This is a genomic window from Azospirillum tabaci (assembly GCF_014596085.1).
Classification (GTDB): Bacteria; Pseudomonadota; Alphaproteobacteria; order Azospirillales; family Azospirillaceae; genus Azospirillum; species Azospirillum tabaci.
Map to the genome: position 1 here is coordinate 39,030 of NZ_JACCJY010000024.1, position 18,198 is coordinate 57,227.

General features: G+C 70.5%; 19 protein-coding genes. 14 read left to right on the plus strand and 5 right to left on the minus strand.

Annotated features, from left to right (window positions below; translation table 11 throughout):
- Nucleotides 1-11 precede the first annotated feature (11 nt).
- Nucleotides 12-1,214: a urate hydroxylase PuuD gene (locus H0B54_RS20475; protein WP_188261862.1), complete on the plus strand. Its 1,203-nt coding sequence runs from the start codon at nucleotides 12-14 to the stop codon at nucleotides 1,212-1,214.
- Here the strand turns inward: H0B54_RS20475 and uraH are convergent.
- Nucleotides 1,199-1,561, minus strand: a complete 363-nt coding sequence (gene uraH / locus H0B54_RS20480; RefSeq protein WP_188261863.1) for a hydroxyisourate hydrolase — start codon at nucleotides 1,559-1,561, stop codon at nucleotides 1,199-1,201. The two genes, H0B54_RS20475 and uraH, sit on opposite strands and share 16 nt — an antisense overlap.
- 190 nt (nucleotides 1,562-1,751) lie before the next feature.
- Between uraH and uraD the strand changes: the two genes are divergently transcribed.
- The 6 genes from uraD (at nucleotide 1,752) to H0B54_RS20510 (ending at nucleotide 7,487) form a co-directional block, all read left to right on the plus strand.
- The gene (uraD, locus tag H0B54_RS20485; protein ID WP_246472646.1) at nucleotides 1,752-2,249 is read left to right on the plus strand and encodes a 2-oxo-4-hydroxy-4-carboxy-5-ureidoimidazoline decarboxylase; all 498 of its coding nucleotides are present in this window, start codon (nucleotides 1,752-1,754) and stop codon (nucleotides 2,247-2,249) included.
- Nucleotides 2,246-3,487 carry an allantoate amidohydrolase gene (locus H0B54_RS20490; RefSeq protein ID WP_188261865.1) on the plus strand — a complete coding sequence of 414 codons (1,242 nt, stop codon included), beginning with the start codon at nucleotides 2,246-2,248 and terminating at the stop codon, nucleotides 3,485-3,487. Before uraD ends, H0B54_RS20490 begins: the two co-directional genes overlap by 4 nt.
- Nucleotides 3,484-4,716, plus strand: coding sequence for a M20/M25/M40 family metallo-hydrolase (locus H0B54_RS20495; RefSeq protein ID WP_188261866.1), 1,233 nt, complete (start codon nucleotides 3,484-3,486; stop codon nucleotides 4,714-4,716). The genes H0B54_RS20490 and H0B54_RS20495 overlap by 4 nt, the downstream gene beginning before the upstream one ends.
- A 152-nt stretch (nucleotides 4,717-4,868) precedes the next feature.
- Nucleotides 4,869-5,912: a GMP reductase gene (locus H0B54_RS20500; protein WP_188261867.1), complete on the plus strand. Its 1,044-nt coding sequence runs from the start codon at nucleotides 4,869-4,871 to the stop codon at nucleotides 5,910-5,912.
- Nucleotides 5,913-6,069: 157 nt separating this feature from the next.
- Nucleotides 6,070-7,323 (plus strand): UDP-galactopyranose mutase, encoded by a 1,254-nt coding sequence (glf, locus tag H0B54_RS20505; RefSeq protein ID WP_188261868.1) that lies wholly within the window; start codon nucleotides 6,070-6,072, stop codon nucleotides 7,321-7,323.
- Nucleotides 7,320-7,487 carry a hypothetical protein gene (locus tag H0B54_RS20510; RefSeq protein WP_188261869.1) on the plus strand — a complete coding sequence of 56 codons (168 nt, stop codon included), beginning with the start codon at nucleotides 7,320-7,322 and terminating at the stop codon, nucleotides 7,485-7,487. Before glf ends, H0B54_RS20510 begins: the two co-directional genes overlap by 4 nt.
- A gap of 51 nt (nucleotides 7,488-7,538) precedes the next feature.
- Here H0B54_RS20510 and nadC read toward each other — a convergent pair whose 3' ends face one another.
- The 4 genes from nadC to H0B54_RS20530 form a co-directional block, all read right to left on the minus strand.
- Nucleotides 7,539-8,372 carry a carboxylating nicotinate-nucleotide diphosphorylase gene (gene nadC, locus H0B54_RS20515; RefSeq protein WP_188261870.1) on the minus strand — a complete coding sequence of 278 codons (834 nt, stop codon included), beginning with the start codon at nucleotides 8,370-8,372 and terminating at the stop codon, nucleotides 7,539-7,541.
- Entirely contained in the window at nucleotides 8,357-9,979 is a 1,623-nt protein-coding gene (locus tag H0B54_RS20520) for an L-aspartate oxidase (protein ID WP_188261871.1), read from the minus strand. The genes nadC and H0B54_RS20520 overlap by 16 nt, the downstream gene beginning before the upstream one ends.
- 194 nt (nucleotides 9,980-10,173) lie before the next feature.
- A complete protein-coding gene (nadA, locus tag H0B54_RS20525) occupies nucleotides 10,174-11,184 on the minus strand; it encodes a quinolinate synthase NadA (protein WP_188261872.1) in 1,011 nt (336 codons plus the stop codon).
- Between the two features lie 101 nt (nucleotides 11,185-11,285).
- Nucleotides 11,286-11,633 (minus strand): hypothetical protein, encoded by a 348-nt coding sequence (locus H0B54_RS20530; RefSeq protein ID WP_246472647.1) that lies wholly within the window; start codon nucleotides 11,631-11,633, stop codon nucleotides 11,286-11,288.
- A 93-nt stretch (nucleotides 11,634-11,726) separates the two neighbouring features.
- Between H0B54_RS20530 and H0B54_RS20535 the strand changes: the two genes are divergently transcribed.
- From H0B54_RS20535 to fdh3B, 7 genes are all read left to right on the plus strand, one after another.
- Nucleotides 11,727-12,332 carry a biotin/lipoate--protein ligase family protein gene (locus tag H0B54_RS20535; protein WP_188261873.1) on the plus strand — a complete coding sequence of 202 codons (606 nt, stop codon included), beginning with the start codon at nucleotides 11,727-11,729 and terminating at the stop codon, nucleotides 12,330-12,332.
- Nucleotides 12,329-12,868, plus strand: coding sequence for a DUF3305 domain-containing protein (locus H0B54_RS20540; protein ID WP_188261874.1), 540 nt, complete (start codon nucleotides 12,329-12,331; stop codon nucleotides 12,866-12,868). The genes H0B54_RS20535 and H0B54_RS20540 overlap by 4 nt, the downstream gene beginning before the upstream one ends.
- Nucleotides 12,861-13,496 carry a DUF3306 domain-containing protein gene (locus H0B54_RS20545; protein ID WP_188261875.1) on the plus strand — a complete coding sequence of 212 codons (636 nt, stop codon included), beginning with the start codon at nucleotides 12,861-12,863 and terminating at the stop codon, nucleotides 13,494-13,496. The genes H0B54_RS20540 and H0B54_RS20545 overlap by 8 nt, the downstream gene beginning before the upstream one ends.
- Before the next feature lie 135 nt (nucleotides 13,497-13,631).
- The gene (locus H0B54_RS20550; RefSeq protein ID WP_188261876.1) at nucleotides 13,632-14,312 is read left to right on the plus strand and encodes a TorD/DmsD family molecular chaperone; all 681 of its coding nucleotides are present in this window, start codon (nucleotides 13,632-13,634) and stop codon (nucleotides 14,310-14,312) included.
- Nucleotides 14,302-14,517 carry a twin-arginine translocation signal domain-containing protein gene (locus tag H0B54_RS20555; protein WP_188261877.1) on the plus strand — a complete coding sequence of 72 codons (216 nt, stop codon included), beginning with the start codon at nucleotides 14,302-14,304 and terminating at the stop codon, nucleotides 14,515-14,517. The genes H0B54_RS20550 and H0B54_RS20555 overlap by 11 nt, the downstream gene beginning before the upstream one ends.
- 43 nt (nucleotides 14,518-14,560) lie before the next feature.
- Nucleotides 14,561-17,479, plus strand: coding sequence for a formate dehydrogenase subunit alpha (locus H0B54_RS20560; protein WP_188261878.1), 2,919 nt, complete (start codon nucleotides 14,561-14,563; stop codon nucleotides 17,477-17,479).
- Nucleotides 17,480-17,504: 25 nt separating this feature from the next.
- Nucleotides 17,505-18,140, plus strand: a complete 636-nt coding sequence (gene fdh3B / locus H0B54_RS20565) for a formate dehydrogenase FDH3 subunit beta (protein ID WP_014198023.1) — start codon at nucleotides 17,505-17,507, stop codon at nucleotides 18,138-18,140.
- The last annotated feature ends 58 nt before the right edge of the window (nucleotides 18,141-18,198 follow it).

Here is an 18,198-nt window from a genome sequence, read left to right on the forward strand (position 1 = left end):
GGCCGCGACGCATGGAGCCGATCGTCTGGGAGTGGGTCAACTTTCTGGTGCGCTGGCTGCACGTCATCACGGCCATCGCCTGGATCGGGTCGAGCTTCTATTTCATCCACCTCGACCTCTCCCTGCGGCGGCGCGACGGCCTGCCCAACGGGGTGGCGGGGGAGGCGTGGCAGGTCCACGGCGGCGGCTTCTACAACATGATGAAATACACGGTCGCCCCGCCGGAGCTGCCGGAGAAGCTGACCTGGTTCAAATGGGAAGCCTACGCCACCTGGCTCAGCGGCTTCGCGCTGCTGTCGGTGCTCTACTACCACGGCGCCGCGCTCTACATGATCGACCCGGCGGTGCTGGACATCCCCTGGTGGGGGGCGGTGCTGCTCAGCCTGGGCGCGCTGGGGCTGGGCTGGCACGTCTATGACCGGCTGTGCAAGTCGCCGCTGGGCAAGGACGACGTGAAGCTGGCGGCGGCGGGCTTCGTCTTCCTGGTTCTGGTCGCCTGGGGCCTCAGCCATCTCTTCAGCGGGCGGGCGGCGATGCTGCATGTGGGCGCGCTGATCGGCACGATGATGTCGGCCAACGTCTTCCGCATCATCATCCCCAACCAGACCAAGGCCGTGGCCGCCATGAAGGCCGGTCAGGTGCCCGACCCGGCGCTGGGCAAGCAGGCCAAGCAGCGGTCGCTGCACAACAACTACCTGACGCTGCCGGTCGTCTTCCTGATGATCTCCAACCACTACCCGCTGGCCTTCGGCACGCGCTACAGCTGGGTAATCGTGGCGGTGGTGCTGGTGGTGGGGGCGGTGATCCGCCACTTCTTCAACAGCCGCCACGCCGGCAAGCCGACGCCCTGGTGGACCTGGGCGGTGGCCGCCGCGGGCGTCGCCGTCATCGTGGGCCTGAGCGCCGCCGGCACGCGGACCGAGAGCGCCGCCGCACCGGCCAGGGTGGAGTTCGCGCAGGTGGAGTTCGCGCAGGTGGAGGAGGTGGTGCTCTCCCGCTGCTCCATGTGCCACGCGGCGCAGCCGGTGTGGGAGGGGATCGGCGTGGCGCCGCGCGGCGTCATGCTGGACAGCGCGGAGGCGATCAGCCGCCACGCGCCGCAGATCCGCAACTGGGCGGCGCTGTCCGACGCGATGCCCCCTGGCAACGTCACTGGGATCACGCCGGAGGAGCGCCGCCTGCTCGCCGCCTGGACCGATCAGCTTCCCCGGTAGGTCGAGTAGCTGTAGGGGGAAACGAGCAGCGGCACGTGATAATGCTGGTCCGCGTTGGCGACGCCGAAGCGGACCGGCACCACGTCGAGGAAGGCGGGTTCAACGATCTCCAGGCCGGAGGCGCGGAAATAGTCGCCGGCCTCGAACACCAGCTCATAGACGCCCGGCGTCAGGTCGGCCCCGGCGAGGAGCGGCGCGTCGCAGCGCCCGTCGGCGTTCGTGCGGGTCTGCGTCAGCCGCTCCCGCCGGTCTCCGTCGATGCGGTAGAGGGTGACGGCGATCCCGGCGCCGGGCCGGCCGTGCGTCGTGTCGAGAACATGGGTGGTCAGGCGCCCGCTTCCGGACATGGGTCTCTCTCCTCGCCGTGGAATGCCGCGAAGAGACCTTATACCGCACCCCATGCCGCACCGCCGCGCGGTCCGAACGGGGCCTGCGCAAAAAGACTTTCAAACGGATCGAAAAAGCGGACCTCGGCGATTGCGGTTATGCTGCGGGGCAGGGGACCGATCAGGGAAGGCCGGGATGCGACCGAGCGAGATGGACCGTGCAAGTTTCGTCGCCCGATTCGGCGGCGTGTTCGAACATTCGCCCTGGGTCGCCGAAGGCGCCTGGGATGCCGGAAACCTGCCCGACGACGCGGACGGGCTGCACGCCGCGATGGTCGCCGTCCTGCGCGCCGCCGGCCATGAGCGGAAGCTGGCGCTGCTGAACGCCCATCCCGATCTGGCGGGCCGGCTGGCGTTGCGCGGCGAGCTGACCGCCGACAGCACGGCGGAGCAGGCGAGCGCCGGACTGGACCGCTGCACGCCCGAGGAGTTCGCCCGCTTCACCGAGCTGAACGACGCCTACAAGGCGCGCTTCGGATTCCCCTTCATACTGGCGGTCAAGGGCCGCAGCCGCGCCGACATCCTGGAGGCGTTCGAGACCCGCCTGTCCAACGGCCCGGAGGAGGAGTTCGCCACGGCGCTGGCCCAGGTCGAGCGCATCACTTGGCTGCGCCTGAAGGAGCTGCTTCCCAAGGACATCGAGCCATGACCGGCTTCGGCGCGGACCTGATGGCGCGGCTGGATGCCTTCGCCGGCTTCACAGAGGAGCCGGGGCTGCTGACCCGCCTGTTCCTGACCCCGCAGCACCGCGCCGCCGCGGACTGGTTGATGGAGCTGATGGGCAAGGCCGGGATGAACGCCCGGCTCGACCCGGCGGGCACGGTGGTCGGCCGTTACGAGGGGACCGCGCCGGGTGCGCCGGCCCTGCTGATCGGCTCCCACATCGACACCGTGCGCAACGCCGGCAAGTATGACGGGAATCTCGGCGTGCTCGCCGCCGTCGCCGCGGTGGCGGAGCTGGACCGGCGCGGCGAACGCCTGCCCTTCGCCATCGAGGTGCTGGGCTTCGGCGACGAGGAGGGGGTGCGCTTCCCCGTGACCCTGACCGGCAGCCGCGCCGTGGCAGGGCGCTTCGACCCGGCGGCGCTGGAGACGCGCGACCGCGACGGCGTGCGCATGGCCGATGCCCTGCGCGCCTTCGGCGGCGACCCCGAGGCCATCGCCGCGGCGGCCCGCAAGCCGGGGGAGGCGCTGGCCTTCCTGGAGGTCCACATCGAACAGGGGCCGGTGCTGGAAGCCGAAGGGCTGCCGGTCGGCATCGTCACCGCGATCAACGGCGCCACGCGCTTCGCCGTCCGGCTGCGCGGCATGGCCGGCCACGCCGGCACGGTGCCCATGGCGCTGCGCCGCGACGCGCTGGCCGCCGCCGCCGAGATGACGCTGGCGGCGGAGCGGGTGGCCGCGGCTTCGGACGCCGGGCTGGTGGCGACAGTGGGCCGGATCGAGGCGAAGCCGGGGGCGGTCAACGTCATCCCCGGCGAGGTCGCCTTCACCCTCGACGTCCGCGCGCCGGAGGACGCCGTGCGGCGGGACGCCTGCGCCGCCATCCTCGGCGCGTTCGAGGAAATCGGTGCCCGCCGCGGGATTGAGCTGGCCGTGGAAACCACCCACGACGCGGCCGCCGCCCCCTGCTCCCCCGGCATCCGGCGGCAGATCGAGGCGGCGGTGATCCGTGCCGGCGTCCGTCCCTTGCCGCTGCCCAGCGGCGCCGGGCATGATGCCATGGCCTTCGCCGGCGTGCTGCCGATGGGCATGCTGTTCGTCCGCTGTGCGGGCGGCATCAGCCACAACCCCGCCGAATCCATCACCGCGGAGGACGCCGACCTGTCGGTGCGGATCCTCCTGGACATCATCCGCCACTTCGAGCACGAGACCCCGACACCATGACCGACATTGCCCAAAAGGCCATCCGCGCGTTCCTGGAGCAGACCCGCGACGAGCAGGTCCGCTTCCTGGCCGAACTGGTCAAGGTGCCCTCCGACAACCCGGCCGGCGACTGCGCCCCCCACGCCGAGCGCGCCGCCGCGTTGCTGGAGGCCATGGGCCTGACGGTGGAGCGCCACCCGGTTCCGGCGGAGCTGGTGCGGGCCAACGGCATGATCTCCGCCACCAACCTGATCGTGCGCCGCCGCTTCGGCGACGGGCCGACCGTGGCGCTGAACGCCCACGGCGACGTGGTGCCGCCGGGCGAGGGCTGGAGCCGCGACCCCTACGGGGCGGAGGTGGTGGACGGCTGGATGTACGGGCGCGGCGTCGCCGTCTCGAAGTCCGACTTCGTCACCTACACCTACGCGCTGCTGGCGCTGGAAAAGGCCGGGCTGGACCGCGGCACGGTGGAACTGCACCTGACCTACGACGAGGAGGCCGGCGGCGAGATCGGTCCGAAATGGCTGCTCGACGAGGGGCTGACCAAGCCGGACTTCGCCATCGCCGCGGGCTTCAGCTACGGCGTCGTCACCGCGCACAACGGCTGCCTGCATCTGGAGGTCGAGGTCACCGGCAAGTCCGCCCACGCCGCCCTGCCGATGACCGGCATCGACGCGCTGGAGGCGACCACCGCGATCCTCGGCGCGCTCTATGAGCACCGCAAGGGCTATGCGGACACCGTGTCGGCGGTGGGCGGCATCGGCTCGCCGCAGTTGACGGTCGGGCTGATCAAGGGCGGCATCAACACCAACGTCGTTCCGGACCGCGTGACGCTGCGTCTTGACCGCCGCATGATCCCGGAGGAGGCGCCGGAAACGGTGGAGGAGACGTTGCGCGCGGTCATCGCCGAGGCGGCCAAGGCTTTCCCGAAGGCCCGCGTCGAAGTCCGCCGCATCCTGCTGGCCCGCCCGCTGACCCCGCTGCCCGGCACCGACCGGCTGGCCGCCGTCCTTTGCGCCCACGCCAGCCGCGTGATGGGCGAGCCGGTGCAGACCAAGGGCGTGCCGCTCTACACCGACGCGCGCCATTACTCCGACGCGGGCGTGCCCATCGCCCTGTTCGGCGCCGGCCCTCACACCATCGAGGAGGCCAACGCCCACCGCGCCGACGAGCGCCTGCCGCTGTCCGACCTGTTCAAGGCGACGGAGGTTGTGGCGCTGTCGCTGTTGGAACTGCTGGGCGAGGGGTGAGGCTGCACTGCTGCTGACCTGCCCCCACCCTAACCCTCCCCCGCTGACGCAGGGGAGGGGACTTCATTCTCCCTCCCCTGCGAAGCGGGGGAGGGCCGGGGTGGGGGCAATGACGCTCCCATAACGATAAGAACGACAAGGACGACCCGCCGGTGATCATCGAGAACGATCTGAAGCTGGACTTCAAGGACGTGCTGATCCGCCCGAAGCGCAGCACCCTGGAAAGCCGCAACGACGTGGACATCGAGCGGACCTTCCGCTTCGTCCACAGCGGGCTGGAATGGACGGGCTTCCCGCTGATCGCGGCCAACATGGACGTGGTCGGCACCATGGCCGTCGCCCGCGCCCTGTCGCGCTTCGGCGCCATGACCGCGCTGCACAAGCACTACCCGGCCGAAGCCCTGATCCCCTTCTTCCGCGACGAGGACACGGCCAACGTCTTCTACTCGCTGGGCACCACCGAGGCCGACTACGACAAGTTCCAGGCGGTGAAGGCCAAGGCCCCGGTGGCCAAGCTCTGCCTGGACGTCGCCAACGGCTACACGGAGCGCTTCGTGCGTGTCATCGGCCGGTTGCGGACGGAGAACCCGGACATGGTCATCATGGCTGGCAACGTGGTGACCGGCGACATGACCGAGGCCCTGCTGCTCGCCGGGGCCGACATCATCAAGGTCGGCATCGGGCCGGGGTCGGTCTGCACGACGCGCAAGATGACCGGCGTCGGCTACCCGCAGCTCTCCGCCATCATCGAATGCGCCGACGCCGCCCATGGGCTGAAGGGGCAGGTCTGCGGCGACGGCGGCTGCACGGTGCCGGGTGACATCTCCAAGGCCTACGGCGCCGGTTCGGACTTCGTGATGCTCGGCGGCATGCTGGCCGGCCACGACGAGTGCGAGGGCGACATCCGCTACGAGGAGCGCGGCGGGCGGAAGGTGCCGGTGGCGATGACCTTCTACGGCATGTCGTCCGACACGGCGATGCACAAGTACGCGGGCGGCGTCGCCTCCTACCGCGCGTCGGAGGGCAAGACCGTGGAGGTGCCCTACCGTGGACCGATCGACGGCACGATGCAGGAGATCATGGGCGGCGTGCGCAGCATGATGACCTACATCGGCGCCACCAAGCTGAAGGAGGTGTCGAAGCGGACCACCTTCGTCCGCGTCGGCGCGCAGCTAAACACCGTCTTCGGGGGGTGATGCCACGGGAGGTACCCTGCATCGGTACCTCCTTCCCCACCGCCTTCGTCCGGAACCACCGGCGGCTTCCACCGTTCGCAGGATGTGCGGACGGGTGGGGCGCCGGACGGCTTGCCCCGCTCGTCCGCCTTTCGGCGGGACGAGGAAGGCAGAGCTTATGCGTGATTTCGATGGAGCCGCTCCGGCTTACGTGGGGCGGACGGACGGGCCGGCGGTCTTCGATTACCTGATCGTCGGGGCGGGCTTCGCCGGCAGCGTGCTGGCGGAACGTCTGGCGGCCGGGCTGAACAAGCGGGTGCTGCTGATCGACCGGCGCCCGCACATCGGCGGCAACGCCTACGACCATCATGACGACGCGGGCGTGCTGATCCATCGCTACGGCCCGCACATCTTCCACACCAACTCGCAGCCGGTGGCGGATTACTTGTCCCGCTTCACCCAGTGGCGTCCCTACGAGCACCGGGTGCTCGCCCATGTCGACGGGCAGCTGGTTCCGATCCCGATCAACCGGACGACGGTCAACCGGCTGTACGGGCTGGACCTCGACGAGGCTGGGGTGGCTGAGTTCCTCAAAAGCCGGGCGGAACCGGTGGCCGACGTCCGCACCTCGGAGGACGTGGTGGTCGGCGCGGTCGGGCGGGAGCTGTACGAGAAGTTCTTCCGCGGCTACACCCGCAAGCAATGGGGCCTCGACCCGTCGCAGCTCGACAAGGCGGTGACGGCGCGGGTGCCGACGCGGACCAACGACGACGACCGCTATTTCGGCGACAGCTTCCAGAACATGCCGCTGCACGGCTACACGCGGATGTTCGAGAACATGCTCGACCACCCGAACATCACCATCCGCCTGGGCGCCGATTTCCGCGAGGTGGTGCGCGACGTGCGCTACCGCAACCTGATCTTCACCGGCCCGGTGGACGAGTATTTCGGACACCGCTTCGGCAAGCTGCCCTACCGCTCCCTGACCTTCCGGCACGAGACGGTCGACCAGGAGTGGTTCCAGCCCGTCGCCGTGGTCAACTACCCCGGCGAGGAGGTGCCGCACACCCGCATCACCGAATACAAGCATCTGACCGGCCAGACGAACCCGAAAACCAGCCTGACCTACGAGTACCCGGCGGCGGAGGGCGACCCTTACTACCCGATCCCCCGCGCGGAGAATGCGGCCCTCTACCGCAAATACCAGGAACTGGCCGACGCCACGCCGAACGTCCATTTCGTCGGGCGGCTGGCGACCTACCGATACTACAACATGGATCAGGTGGTGGCGCAGGCGCTGGCGCTCTACACCCGCATCGCCAAGGCCGAAGGTGCCGTGGCGGAGGGCGCGCGCGGCATTTCCGGGATCGGCGCCGCTCCACCGGCCGCTCCATCGTCCGCTCCGGTCCACAGCAGGAGGGAAGCGTCATGAAAGCGTTCGGAATGGCCCTGGCCACCGCGGTCGTCCTCGCCATCGGCGCCAGCGTGATCCTGGAAGGCACGCTGGGCCGCACCGCCGACGAGACCTACGCCGCCCCCTCAGTCCGGCTGAGCGAGGAGAACACCGTGCAGCATCGGAACTTCACGGGGCACTGACGACCTCGTTCCGGGAGGAGGGGACAGCGCGTCCCCTCCCCATCCGGGTCGCTACATGTCCAACCCGACGTCCAGGTTCGGCGCGCTGTGGGTCAGCCAGCCGACCGAGATCATGTCGACGCCCGCCTCCGCGATGGCGCGCACGGTGGACAGGGTGACGTTGCCGGACGCCTCCGTCACCATGCGGCCGTCCACCAGCGCGACGGCGCGGCGCAGCGTCTGCGGGTCCATGTTGTCGAGCAGAACGACGTCGACCGGCAGGGTCAGCAGCTCCTCCAGCTGGGCCAGCGTGTCCACCTCGACCTCCACCTTCACCATGTGGCCGATGGCGGCGCGGACGCGCTCGACCGCCGGGCGGATGCCGCCGGCGACGGCGATGTGGTTGTCCTTGACCAGAACCGCGTCGTCGAGCCCGAAGCGGTGGTTAAAGCCGCCGCCCAGCCGCACCGCGTGCTTTTCCAGCACGCGCAGGCCGGGGGTGGTCTTGCGGGTGCAGACGATGCGGGCGCGGGTTCCCTCGACCTCGCGCACCAGCGCCCGGGTGGCGGTGGCGATGCCGGACAGGCGGCCCAGCAGGTTCAGCGCCGTGCGCTCCGCCGTCAGCAGGGCGCGGGCGCGGGCCGTCACGGTGGCGATGGTGGCGCCGGGGGCCACGTCGGCGCCGTCGCCGTGTTCCACCCGCAGCTCCGCCGCCGGGTCGAGGATGCGGAAGGCGGACAGGGCGACCTCCAGCCCGGCGACGCGCCCGTCCTTGCGCGCGGCCACCCGCGCCGTCGCCACGGCGTCCGCCGGGACGATGCTGTCGGTCGTGATGTCGCCGGCCCGCCCGAGGTCCTCCGCCAGGGCGGCGCGGACGATCGGTTCATAGGTCAGAGGATGGAGCATGCGGCGTCTCCGGAAAGGGGGCCGGCGGCCCCGGTCAGGTCGGTGAGGGTGAAGCGGTGGCGCTGCGCCGCCGGGTCTTCCTGCGGAAAGTCGGTGCGGAAATGCGCCCCGCGGCTTTCGCTGCGGGCGAGCGCCGCGTGGACGATCAGCCGCCCGGCCAGCAGGCGGTTGCGCGCCTCGCCCCAGCGGCGGACGGCGGCGAGGTCCGCCGGGCCGTAACCGCACAGCGCGTCGAGCGCCACGGCGAGCCGGTCCAGCTTGCGCCGGGCGGTCCACAGCCCCACCCCGTCGCGCACCAGCCCGGCGCCCTGGTAGAGGGTGCGGCGGGCCTCGTCGGTGACAGCGTCGAGCAGGCCGGCCCCGACCTCCCCGGCCACCGCCGGGACGTCGGGCAGGGCGAAGGGCGGCAGGGGGGGCAGGTCCCGCCCGACCACGTCGCGGGCGACCCGCGCGCCGAACACCAGCGCCTCCAGCAGGGAATTGCTGGCCAGCCGGTTGGCGCCGTGGACCCCGGTGCAAGCGACCTCGCCGCAGGCCCACAGCCCGTCCAGGCTGGTCCGACCGGCATGGTCGGTGACCACCCCGCCCATGTGATAGTGCGCCGCCGGGGCGACCGGCACCGGCTCCCGCCAGGGGTCCAGCCCGTGGGCGGCACACAGCGCCAGCACGGTGGGGAAGCCGTCCGGCTTGGCGGCCAGCGCCGGGCGCAGATCGAGCCGCACCGGCTCCCCCGCCGCGACGCGGGCGCCGATGGCGCGGGCCACCACGTCGCGCGGAGCCAGCTCGGCCAGCGGGTGCTCCGCCGCCATGAAGCGGGTGCCGCGGCGGTCGAGCAGCACCGCCCCGGCGCCGCGCAGCGCCTCGGTCAGCAAAGGGGCGGGGTCGGCGTCCACGGCGAGCGCCGTGGGGTGGAACTGCACGAATTCGACGTCGGCGAGCAGCGCCCCGGCCCGCGCGGCCAACGCCAGCCCGTCGCCGGTCGCCTCCGGCGGGTTGGTGGTGCGGGCGTAGGCCCCGCCGACTCCGCCGGTCGCCAGCACCACGCGCGGCGCGCGGTGGAACACCCAGCCTTCGGAATGGCAGGCCAGCACGCCGCAGACCCGCCCGTGGCGCGCCGCGAGATCGACGGCGAAGGCGTTGCTCTCCACCCGGATCGACGGGGTGGCGCGCACCCGCTCGGCCAGGGCCGCGACCAGCGTCGCCCCGGTGGCGTCGCCCCCGGCATGGACGATGCGCGCCGCCCCGTGCGCCGCCTCCCGCCCCAGGAGGGGGGCGCCGTCGGCACCGCGGTCGAAGGGCAGTCCGGCGAGGAGCAGCGCCCGCACCCGCTCCGCCCCCTCGCGGGTCAGCAGCAGGGCGCGGCCCGCGTCCACGAAGCCGGCGCCGGCGGCCACGGTGTCGGCGGCGTGCGCCTCCGGCCCGTCGCCGGGTCCGATGGCCGCGGCGATGCCGCCCTGGGCGTGGTTGCTGGAGCCGCCCGGCAGGTCCGGCGTCTTGGTCAGCAGCGTGACGGCGCGCGGCGCCAGATGCAGGGCGGCGGTCAGCCCGGCCATGCCGGAGCCGATGACGACCACCTCCGAATCGCGGACCGTGTAAGGGGTGGGCATGGGAAGCCTCCCGACGAGAGGGAATTATGACGAGAGCATCCCCTCTCCTGTCCCGGGAGAGGGAGGGGCCCGCCGCGACGCGGCGGGAGGGTGAGGGTACCGGCAAGGATCAGCGCCTTGATCCTCGCGCGACCCTCACCCGGCCCTTCGGGCCACCCTCTCCCGGGACGGGAGAGGGAATGGGCGATGGCGGATCAGCGCGGTTTGACGGCGAGCATCCGTTCCACCGAACGGCGGGCGCGGTCGGCCACCCCCGGCGCGATGGCCACTTGCGGCTCCAGCGTGCGCAGGCTGTCCAGGATGTTCGCCAGCGTGATCTTCTTCATGTGCGGGCACAGGTTGCAGGGCCGCACGAATTCCGTCTCCGGCGAGGCGGCGGCGACGTTGTCGCTCATCGAGCATTCGGTGACCATCAGCACCCGCGGCGGGCGGCGGTCCGCCACGAAATCGACCATGCGCGCGGTTGAGCCCACGAAGTCCGCGGCCTCCAGAACGTCGGGCGGGCATTCCGGGTGGGCGATGACGATCAACTCGTCGAAGCGCCCGCGGAACTCGCGGATCTCGTCGCCGGTGAAGCGCTCGTGCACCTCGCAATGGCCCTTCCAGGCGATGATCTCGACGCTGGTCTGGGTGGCGACGTACTTCGCCAGATACTCGTCGGGCAGCATGATGACGCGCGGCGCGCCCAGCGATTCCACCACCTCCACCGCGTTGCCGGAGGTGCAGCAGATGTCCACCTCCGCCTTCACGTCGGCCGAGGTGTTGACGTAGGCGACCACCGGCACGCCCGGATAGCGCTCGCGCAGCAGCCGCACGTCGGCGGCGGTGATCGATTCGGCCAGCGAACAGCCCGCCCCGGTGTCGGGGATCAGCACCGTCTTGGCCGGGTTCAGCAGCTTCGCCGTCTCGGCCATGAAATGCACGCCGGCCAGCACGATCACGTCGGCGTCGGTCTCGGTCGCCCGGGCGGCGAGCGCCAAGCTGTCGCCGACGATGTCGGCCACGCCGTGGAAGATCTCCGGCGTCTGGTAGTTGTGGGCGAGGATCACCGCGTTGCGCTCCCGCTTCAGGCGGTTGATCTCATGGACCAGCGGGGCGTGGAACGGCCATTCGACGGCGGGGACCACGCGCTTCATGCGCTCGTAGATCGGCTGCGTCGCCGCGGCGATGTCGGGCGTGTAGGCAAGGCCGGTGGTATCGCGCATGGCGCATTCCTTTAATGCTCGTCGTGAGCAAAACCATAAATGCTCGATTGGAGCATATCAAGCGGAAAAGGATGCGCTCTGCGGACCGTTGGTGATTCGCCCTATTTGGCTTCCTGGCTGGACAGGTCGGACGGGTTTTCGGAGCGGGTCGGCTCTTGCCCCATGTCGGGTTCGCTGGCCCACTGGTTCGGGCGCGGCACCGGGTTGCCCTGCAGGTCGGGCGGTGCCCGGCGGACGTCGGCCAGCGCCTGCTGAAGCTCCGCCCCCTGGGTTTCGCCGCTGGTGGTGGCCTTCGGCGCGCGGACCCCCTGCTGGTTGGGCGGCGGCTCCTGGCTTTGCTGCACCTTGATGTCGTTGGACAGCGACTCCTTGGTGGCTTCCTGGGCGATGACGTTGCCGGTCATCAGCAGCCCGGCGACGAGGCTGGAAGAAATGAGAACGGCGAGCAAGGCGGCGGACTCCTTTGGGCAAAGGGGATGACAAGGCCGTCCCCCACCAACAGGCGCGGGCACCAACCCTCCCGTTCGTGCGTTATCAGGGGCATGGACCCGACCGACGCTCCGACTCTGCCGCCCATCTTCCGCCCCTGGCCCGCCGAGGCGGGCGGCCCCTTCGCCACCGCCTGCCGCTTCGCCGCGGAAGGGGCGGCGCCCGGCACGCTCGTTCACAGCGGTCGGCGCGATCGGCTGGACGTGGCGGTGGTGCTGGTTCCCGACCGTCCGGACGCCGGGGACGGCCTCGCCGCCGTCACCCTGGTCGCGCTGGCCGACGCGCTGGAGGCGCTGGGGCCGCCGAACCAGAGCATCCGCTTCGACGGCGCGGGCCGCCTGCTGCTGAATGGCGCGGTGGCCGGCGGAGTGACCGTCGCCCTCGGCCCCGGCGCCGAGGACGGGCTTCCCGCCTGGGCCGTGGTCGGCGCGGAGCTGGAGGTCCTGGGCGACCCCGACGACCCCGACCCCGGACGGCGTCCCGACCGCACGGCTCTGCGCGAGGAGGGCTTCGGCGACACCGACGCCGTCGCGGTTCTGGAGAGCTTCACCCGGCATTTCCTGACCTGGATCGACCGGTGGATGGACGCGGGATTCGAGCCGGTGCGGCGGGTCTGGGAACAGCGGCTGATCCGCAAGGCAGAGGAGACGCGGCCATGACCGGACAGGCCGAACGGCGCGGCGTCGGCATCGCGGTGGAGCGCCAGCGCATCGACAACCCGTGGGTGGACGCGCGCTGGCGGGTGACCGGCGCCCTGCCGGCGCTGCCCGACCGCGCGCCCTGGACCGTGCTGGCTCAGGACGGCGAGCGCACCGGCTATTACGCGGGCGCCACCGAGATCGTGCTCCATCCCGGCGAGACGGAGAACTACGTCGAGAATCTGAAGGGCGGCCACCCGATGCTCTACGTCATCCTGCGCCGCTGCGCCGAGGAGCCGGGGCTGCGGCTGCTCGCCGTCACCGTCGATCCCGGCGAGGTCGACGCCCATTCCGACGCTGGCGACGACCTGATCGAAGCGATCCCCCTGCCGCCCGATCTTGCGGAATGGATGCGGGATTTCGTGGCCCGCCATCACACCGAACGCCCCTTCTACAAGCGCCAGCGCGACCGTGCCGACCCGGAGGCGCTGGCCCGCCGTGCCCCGGCCGTCCAACCCGGAGGTGCTCACCCCGGAAAGGATCAGCGCCATGGATGACCGCACCTTGGACGACGGGTCCGAAGGCTTCCTGTCCCGTTGGTCCCGCCGCAAGCAGGAGGCGCGCACGGCGCCCGTCGAGGCCCCCGAACCGCAGGAGGAGCGGGACACGGCGGAGGAACCGCAGGCCATCGCCGCTCCGCCGCCGGAACCCTTCGATCCGGAGAGCCTTCCCCCGGTGGAGAGCCTGGGTGCGGACAGCGACTACACCGGTTTCCTCGCCAGCAACGTCCCGCAGGAGCTGAAACGGTTGGCCCTGCGCAAGGCCTGGACCAGCGACCCGGTGATCGCGGGCTTCCGTGGCTTCGCCGAGTATGACTGGGACTGCAACGCCCCCGGTTACGGCAAGCTGCTCGCCACCGACCGCATCGCCGACCTGCTGGACCGCATCGCCACCGACGAGAAACCGCCGGAGGAGGAGCCGCAGGAGGTGGTGGTTGCTGGGGTGGGCGAGTCTGAGGAAGGTGAGGGTCTTGCCCCCACCCCGGCCCTCCCCCGCTCTCAGCGGACCGAAGGTCCGCCTGCCGCGTCAGCGCAAACCTTTGGTTTGCGCGAAAGCTCCGCAGGGGAGGGAGAATCCTGCGAAGCGGCGTCCGTCCCCTCCCCTGCGAAAGCGGGGGAGGGTTAGGGAGGGGGCAAGCGCTGAAGCAATCAGGCAACCCCACCTCCCCGCCTGAACTGCGCAACCTTTGGGCATTCCCGCTGTTGTCGCTGATGAGCCGGACCTTAACCGGCCACGGAAAAGGCGCAGCGGGGCAAGGGCATGGCGGAAACGGCCATCATCGACGACGCGGATCGGCTGCGGGCGCAGGCGTACGGCCTGCTGGCCCACCTGTTGGCGCGCCCGCCGTCCCGCGACTTGTTGGCCACGGTCGGCGCTCTGGCCGGGGATGGCTCGCCGCTGGGCCGGGCCATCAGCGATCTGGCCGTACGTGCCCGTACGCTCGCCGACCACCCGGACGGCGAACGGCGGGCCGAACGCGAATACCATGAGCTGTTCATCGGGGTGACGCGGGGCGAGCTGGTTCCCTTCGCCTCCTACTACCGCACCGGCTTCCTGATCGACCGCCCGCTCGCCCGCCTGCGCGAGGACATGCAGGCGCTGGGCATCGAGCGCGCGCCCGGCGTCAGCGAACCGGAGGACCACATCGCCGCCATCGCCGAGATCATGGGCGCGCTCGCCGCCGGGACCGTCGGCGGGCTGGACGGCGAACCGAACCTGCCGGGACAGAAGCGCTTCTTCGAGCGCCACCTCGCCCCATGGGCGGGCCGCTTCTTCCAGGATCTGGAGGAGGCGTCGGCGGCGCATCTCTACCGGCCCCTGGGCACCTTCGGGCGGCTGTTCCTGGACATCGAGACCAACGCCTTCGCGATGATCGCGCACGCCCCTCCGGGTGCGGCTCGCGGGGCCGACCAGCGGGAGGGCACGAACCATGCACCGTGACGAGAAGCCGAAAGCCGCCAAGACCGGACTGGAACGCCGCAGCCTGCTGAAGGGCCTCGGGCTGGGTGCGGCGGGGGCCGCCGCCGCGGCCGCGGCCCTGCGCGCCGCTCCGGCGGAGGCGATGGAATCGCGGCAGGAGCAGGTGAAGTCCCGCTACCGCGAAACCGACCATGTGAAGCGTTTCTACGCGCTGAACCGACTCTGACCGCGACGTCTTTTTCCGCGACGTCTTTTCAAAGGGCCGCCCCATGCTCGTCAAGCGCAACGCCGGAACCGCCGCCACCCGCGCCTCCCTCGCCCGCCGCCTGAACGGTCTGTCGGCGGGCACCGCCGGGCTTGGAGAAACCGTCGACCGCCGCGGCTTCCTGAAGACCTCCGGCCTCGCCGCCGGGGGCATGGCGGCGCTGGGCGCGCTGCCCGCCGCGATGATCCAGAAGGCCGAGGCCGGGCCGACCCTGCCCAACGTCGAGGTCGTCACCCGCAAGAACGTCTGCACCCACTGCTCGGTCGGCTGCACCGTGATCGCCGAGGTGCAGAACGGCGTCTGGACCGGGCAGGAGCCGGGCTGGGAGAGCCCGATCAGCCAGGGCGCGCACTGCGCGAAGGGCGCCTCGGTCCGCGAGCTGACCAAGGGCGAGCGGCGGGTGAAATACCCGATGAAGCTGGTGGACGGCCAGTGGCAGCGCATCTCCTGGGACCAGGCCATCGAGGAGATCGGGAACAAGCTGCTGGAGATCCGCCAGCAGTCCGGGCCGGACGCCACCTTCTGGCTGGGTTCCGCCAAATTCTCCAACGAGGGCGCCTATCTCTTCCGCAAGCTGGCGGCCTTCTGGGGAACCAACAACGTCGATCATCAGGCGCGCATCTGTCACAGCACCACGGTCGCCGGGGTGGCGAACACCTGGGGCTACGGCGCCATGACCAACAGCTACAACGACATCCAGAATTCCAAGGCGCTGCTGATCATCGGCGGCAACCCGGCCGAGGCCCACCCCGTCTCGCTGCCGCACATGCTGCGCGGGAAGGAGCACAACCGCGCCCCGTTCATCGTCATCGACCCGCGCTTCACCCGCACCGCCGCCCACGCCACCGACTATGTGCGCATCCGCCCCGGCACCGACATCCCGGTCACCTGGGGCATCCTCTGGCACATCTTCGAGAACGGCTGGGAGGACAAGGAGTACATCCGCCAACGCGTCTACGGCATGGACGAGGTCCGCGCCGAGGTGAAGAAGTGGGACCCCGCGACGGTGGAGCGGGTCAGCGGCGTCCCTGGCGAGCAGCTCTACCGCGTGGCCGAGGCGCTGGCGAAGAACCGGCCGTCCACCGTCATCTGGTGCATGGGCATCACCCAGAAGACCACCGGCACCGCCAACGTCCGCGCCCTGTCGATCCTGCAGCTGGCGCTCGGCAACATCGGCACGGCCGGCGGCGGGGCGAACATCTACCGCGGCCACTGCAACGTGCAGGGCGCCACCGATTTCGGGCTCGACGTCTCCACGCTGCCCTCCTACTACGGGCTGGCCGAGGGGGCGTGGAAGCATTTCTGCCGCGTCTGGGACGTCGATTACGACTGGATGAAAAGCCGCTTCTCCTCCAAGGAGCTGATGGAGGCCAAGGGCATCCCGACCACCCGCTGGTTCGACGGAGTCACCTACAAGCCGGAGGAGATCCAGCAGCCGTCGCCGCTGAAGGCGATGGTCGTCTTCGGCCACGGCGGCAACACCGTCACCCGCATGCCGGAGATGCTGAAGGGGCTGGAGCAGCTGTCCCTGCTCGTCATCGCCGACCCGCACCCGACCACCTTCGCCGCCTTCAAGGAGCGCCGGAACGGCACCTACATCCTGCCGGCCTGCACCCAGTTCGAGACGGACGGCTCGCGCACCTGCTCCAACCGGTCGGTGCAGTGGGGCGAGAAGGTCGTGGAGCCGATCTTCGAGTCCAAGGACGACTACACCATCATCTATCTGCTGGCCCGCAAGTTCGGCTTCGCCGACGAGATGTTCAAGCACATCACGGTGGAGCAGACCCGACCGGTGCCGGAGGACATCCTGCGCGAGATCAACCGCGGCTGTCTGTCCACCGGCTACACCGGCCAGTCGCCGGAGCGGCTGAAGATGCACATGAAGCATCAGGCCGATTTCGACAAGATCACCATGCAGGCGACCAGCGGCCCGCTGAAGGGCGAGTATTACGGCCTGCCCTGGCCCTGCTGGGGCCATCCGGAGCTTCGCCATCCCGGCTGCGCCGTTCTTTACGACACCTCCAAGCACGTGATGGAGGGCGGCGGCGTCTTCCGCGCCCGCTTCGGGGTGGAGCGCAACGGCGTCAGCCTGCTCGCCGACGGCTCCTATTCCAAGGGGTCGGAGATCGAGGACGGCTATCCCGAATTCACCATGGCGATGCTGCGCAAGCTGGGCTGGGACAAGGACCTGACGGCCGAGGAGATGCGGGTCATCCAGGCCATCGGCGGCGACAAGGTGGACGAGGTGAGCTGGCAGACCGATCTGTCCATGGGCATCATCCGCGTCGCGATGAAGCACGGCTGCGTGCCGCACGGCAACGCCAAGGCCCGCGCCGTCGCCTGGAACCTGCCCGACCCGGTGCCGCTGCACCGCGAGCCGATCTACTCCCCGCGGCCGGAGCTGGTAAAGGAGTATCCGGCGATCGAGGACCGGCGCGATTACCGCCTGCCGCAGCTCGCCCGCTCGCTCCAGTTCAAGATCGCGGACAGCGACATCCGCCAGCGCTTCCCCTTCATCCTGACCTCCGGACGGCTGGTCGAATATGAGGGCGGCGGCGAGGAGACCCGCTCCAACCCCTGGCTGGCCGAATTGCAGCAGTCGATGTTCGTGGAGATCAACCCCAAGGACGCCGAGCGCCTGGGCATCCGCGACGGCGGCATGGTCTGGGTCTACGGGCCGGAGGACAACTCGAAGGCGCGGATGCGCGCGCTGGTGACCGAACGCATCGGCGCCGGCACGGTCTTCATGCCCTTCCACTTCTCCGGCTACTGGCAGGGCAACAGCCTGCGGGAGAACTACCCGCCGGGCACCGACCCCATCGTCCTGGGCGAGCCGGCCAACGGGGTGACGACCTATGGCTACGACCCGATGACCTTCATGCAGGAAACCAAGGTGACGCTTTGCCGCGTCGAGCCGGCCTGACGCGCCGCGAGGAGGACACAAGACCATGGCCCGCATGAAATTCCTGTGCGACGCGGAACGCTGCATCGAGTGCAACGCCTGCGTCACCGCCTGTAAGAACGAGCACGACATCCCCTGGGGCATCAACCGCCGCCGCGTCATCACGCTGAAGGACGGCGTGCCGGGCGAGCGCTCCATCTCCATGGCCTGCATGCACTGCAACGACCCGCCCTGCGCCGCGGTCTGCCCGGTGGACTGCTTCTACCAGACGGCCGACGGGGTGGTGCTGCACTCGAAGGATCTGTGCATCGGCTGCGGCTATTGCTTCTACGCCTGCCCCTTCGGCGCGCCGCAGTACCCGCAGGCGACCAACTTCGGCGGGCGCGGCAAGATGGACAAGTGCACCTTCTGCACCGGCGGCCCGGAAGCGGACAACACGATGGAGGAGTACCAGAAATACGGCACCAACCGGCTGGCCGAAGGCAAGCTGCCGCTCTGCGCGGAAATGTGCTCCACCCGCGCGCTGATGGCCGGTGACGGCGACGTTCTGGCCGACATCTATAAGGAGCGGACGGTGCGCCGCGGCTACGGCTCCGGCGCCTGGGGCTGGTCCACCGCCTATGGTCAGAACGACCGCGGCGACGCGTTCAGCCCGGGCCGCGAGGGCACGGGCGGGAGCTGAGCGGGTGGGGAAGTGATGCCCCCACCCTAACCCTCCCCCGCTTCGCAGGGGAGGGGAC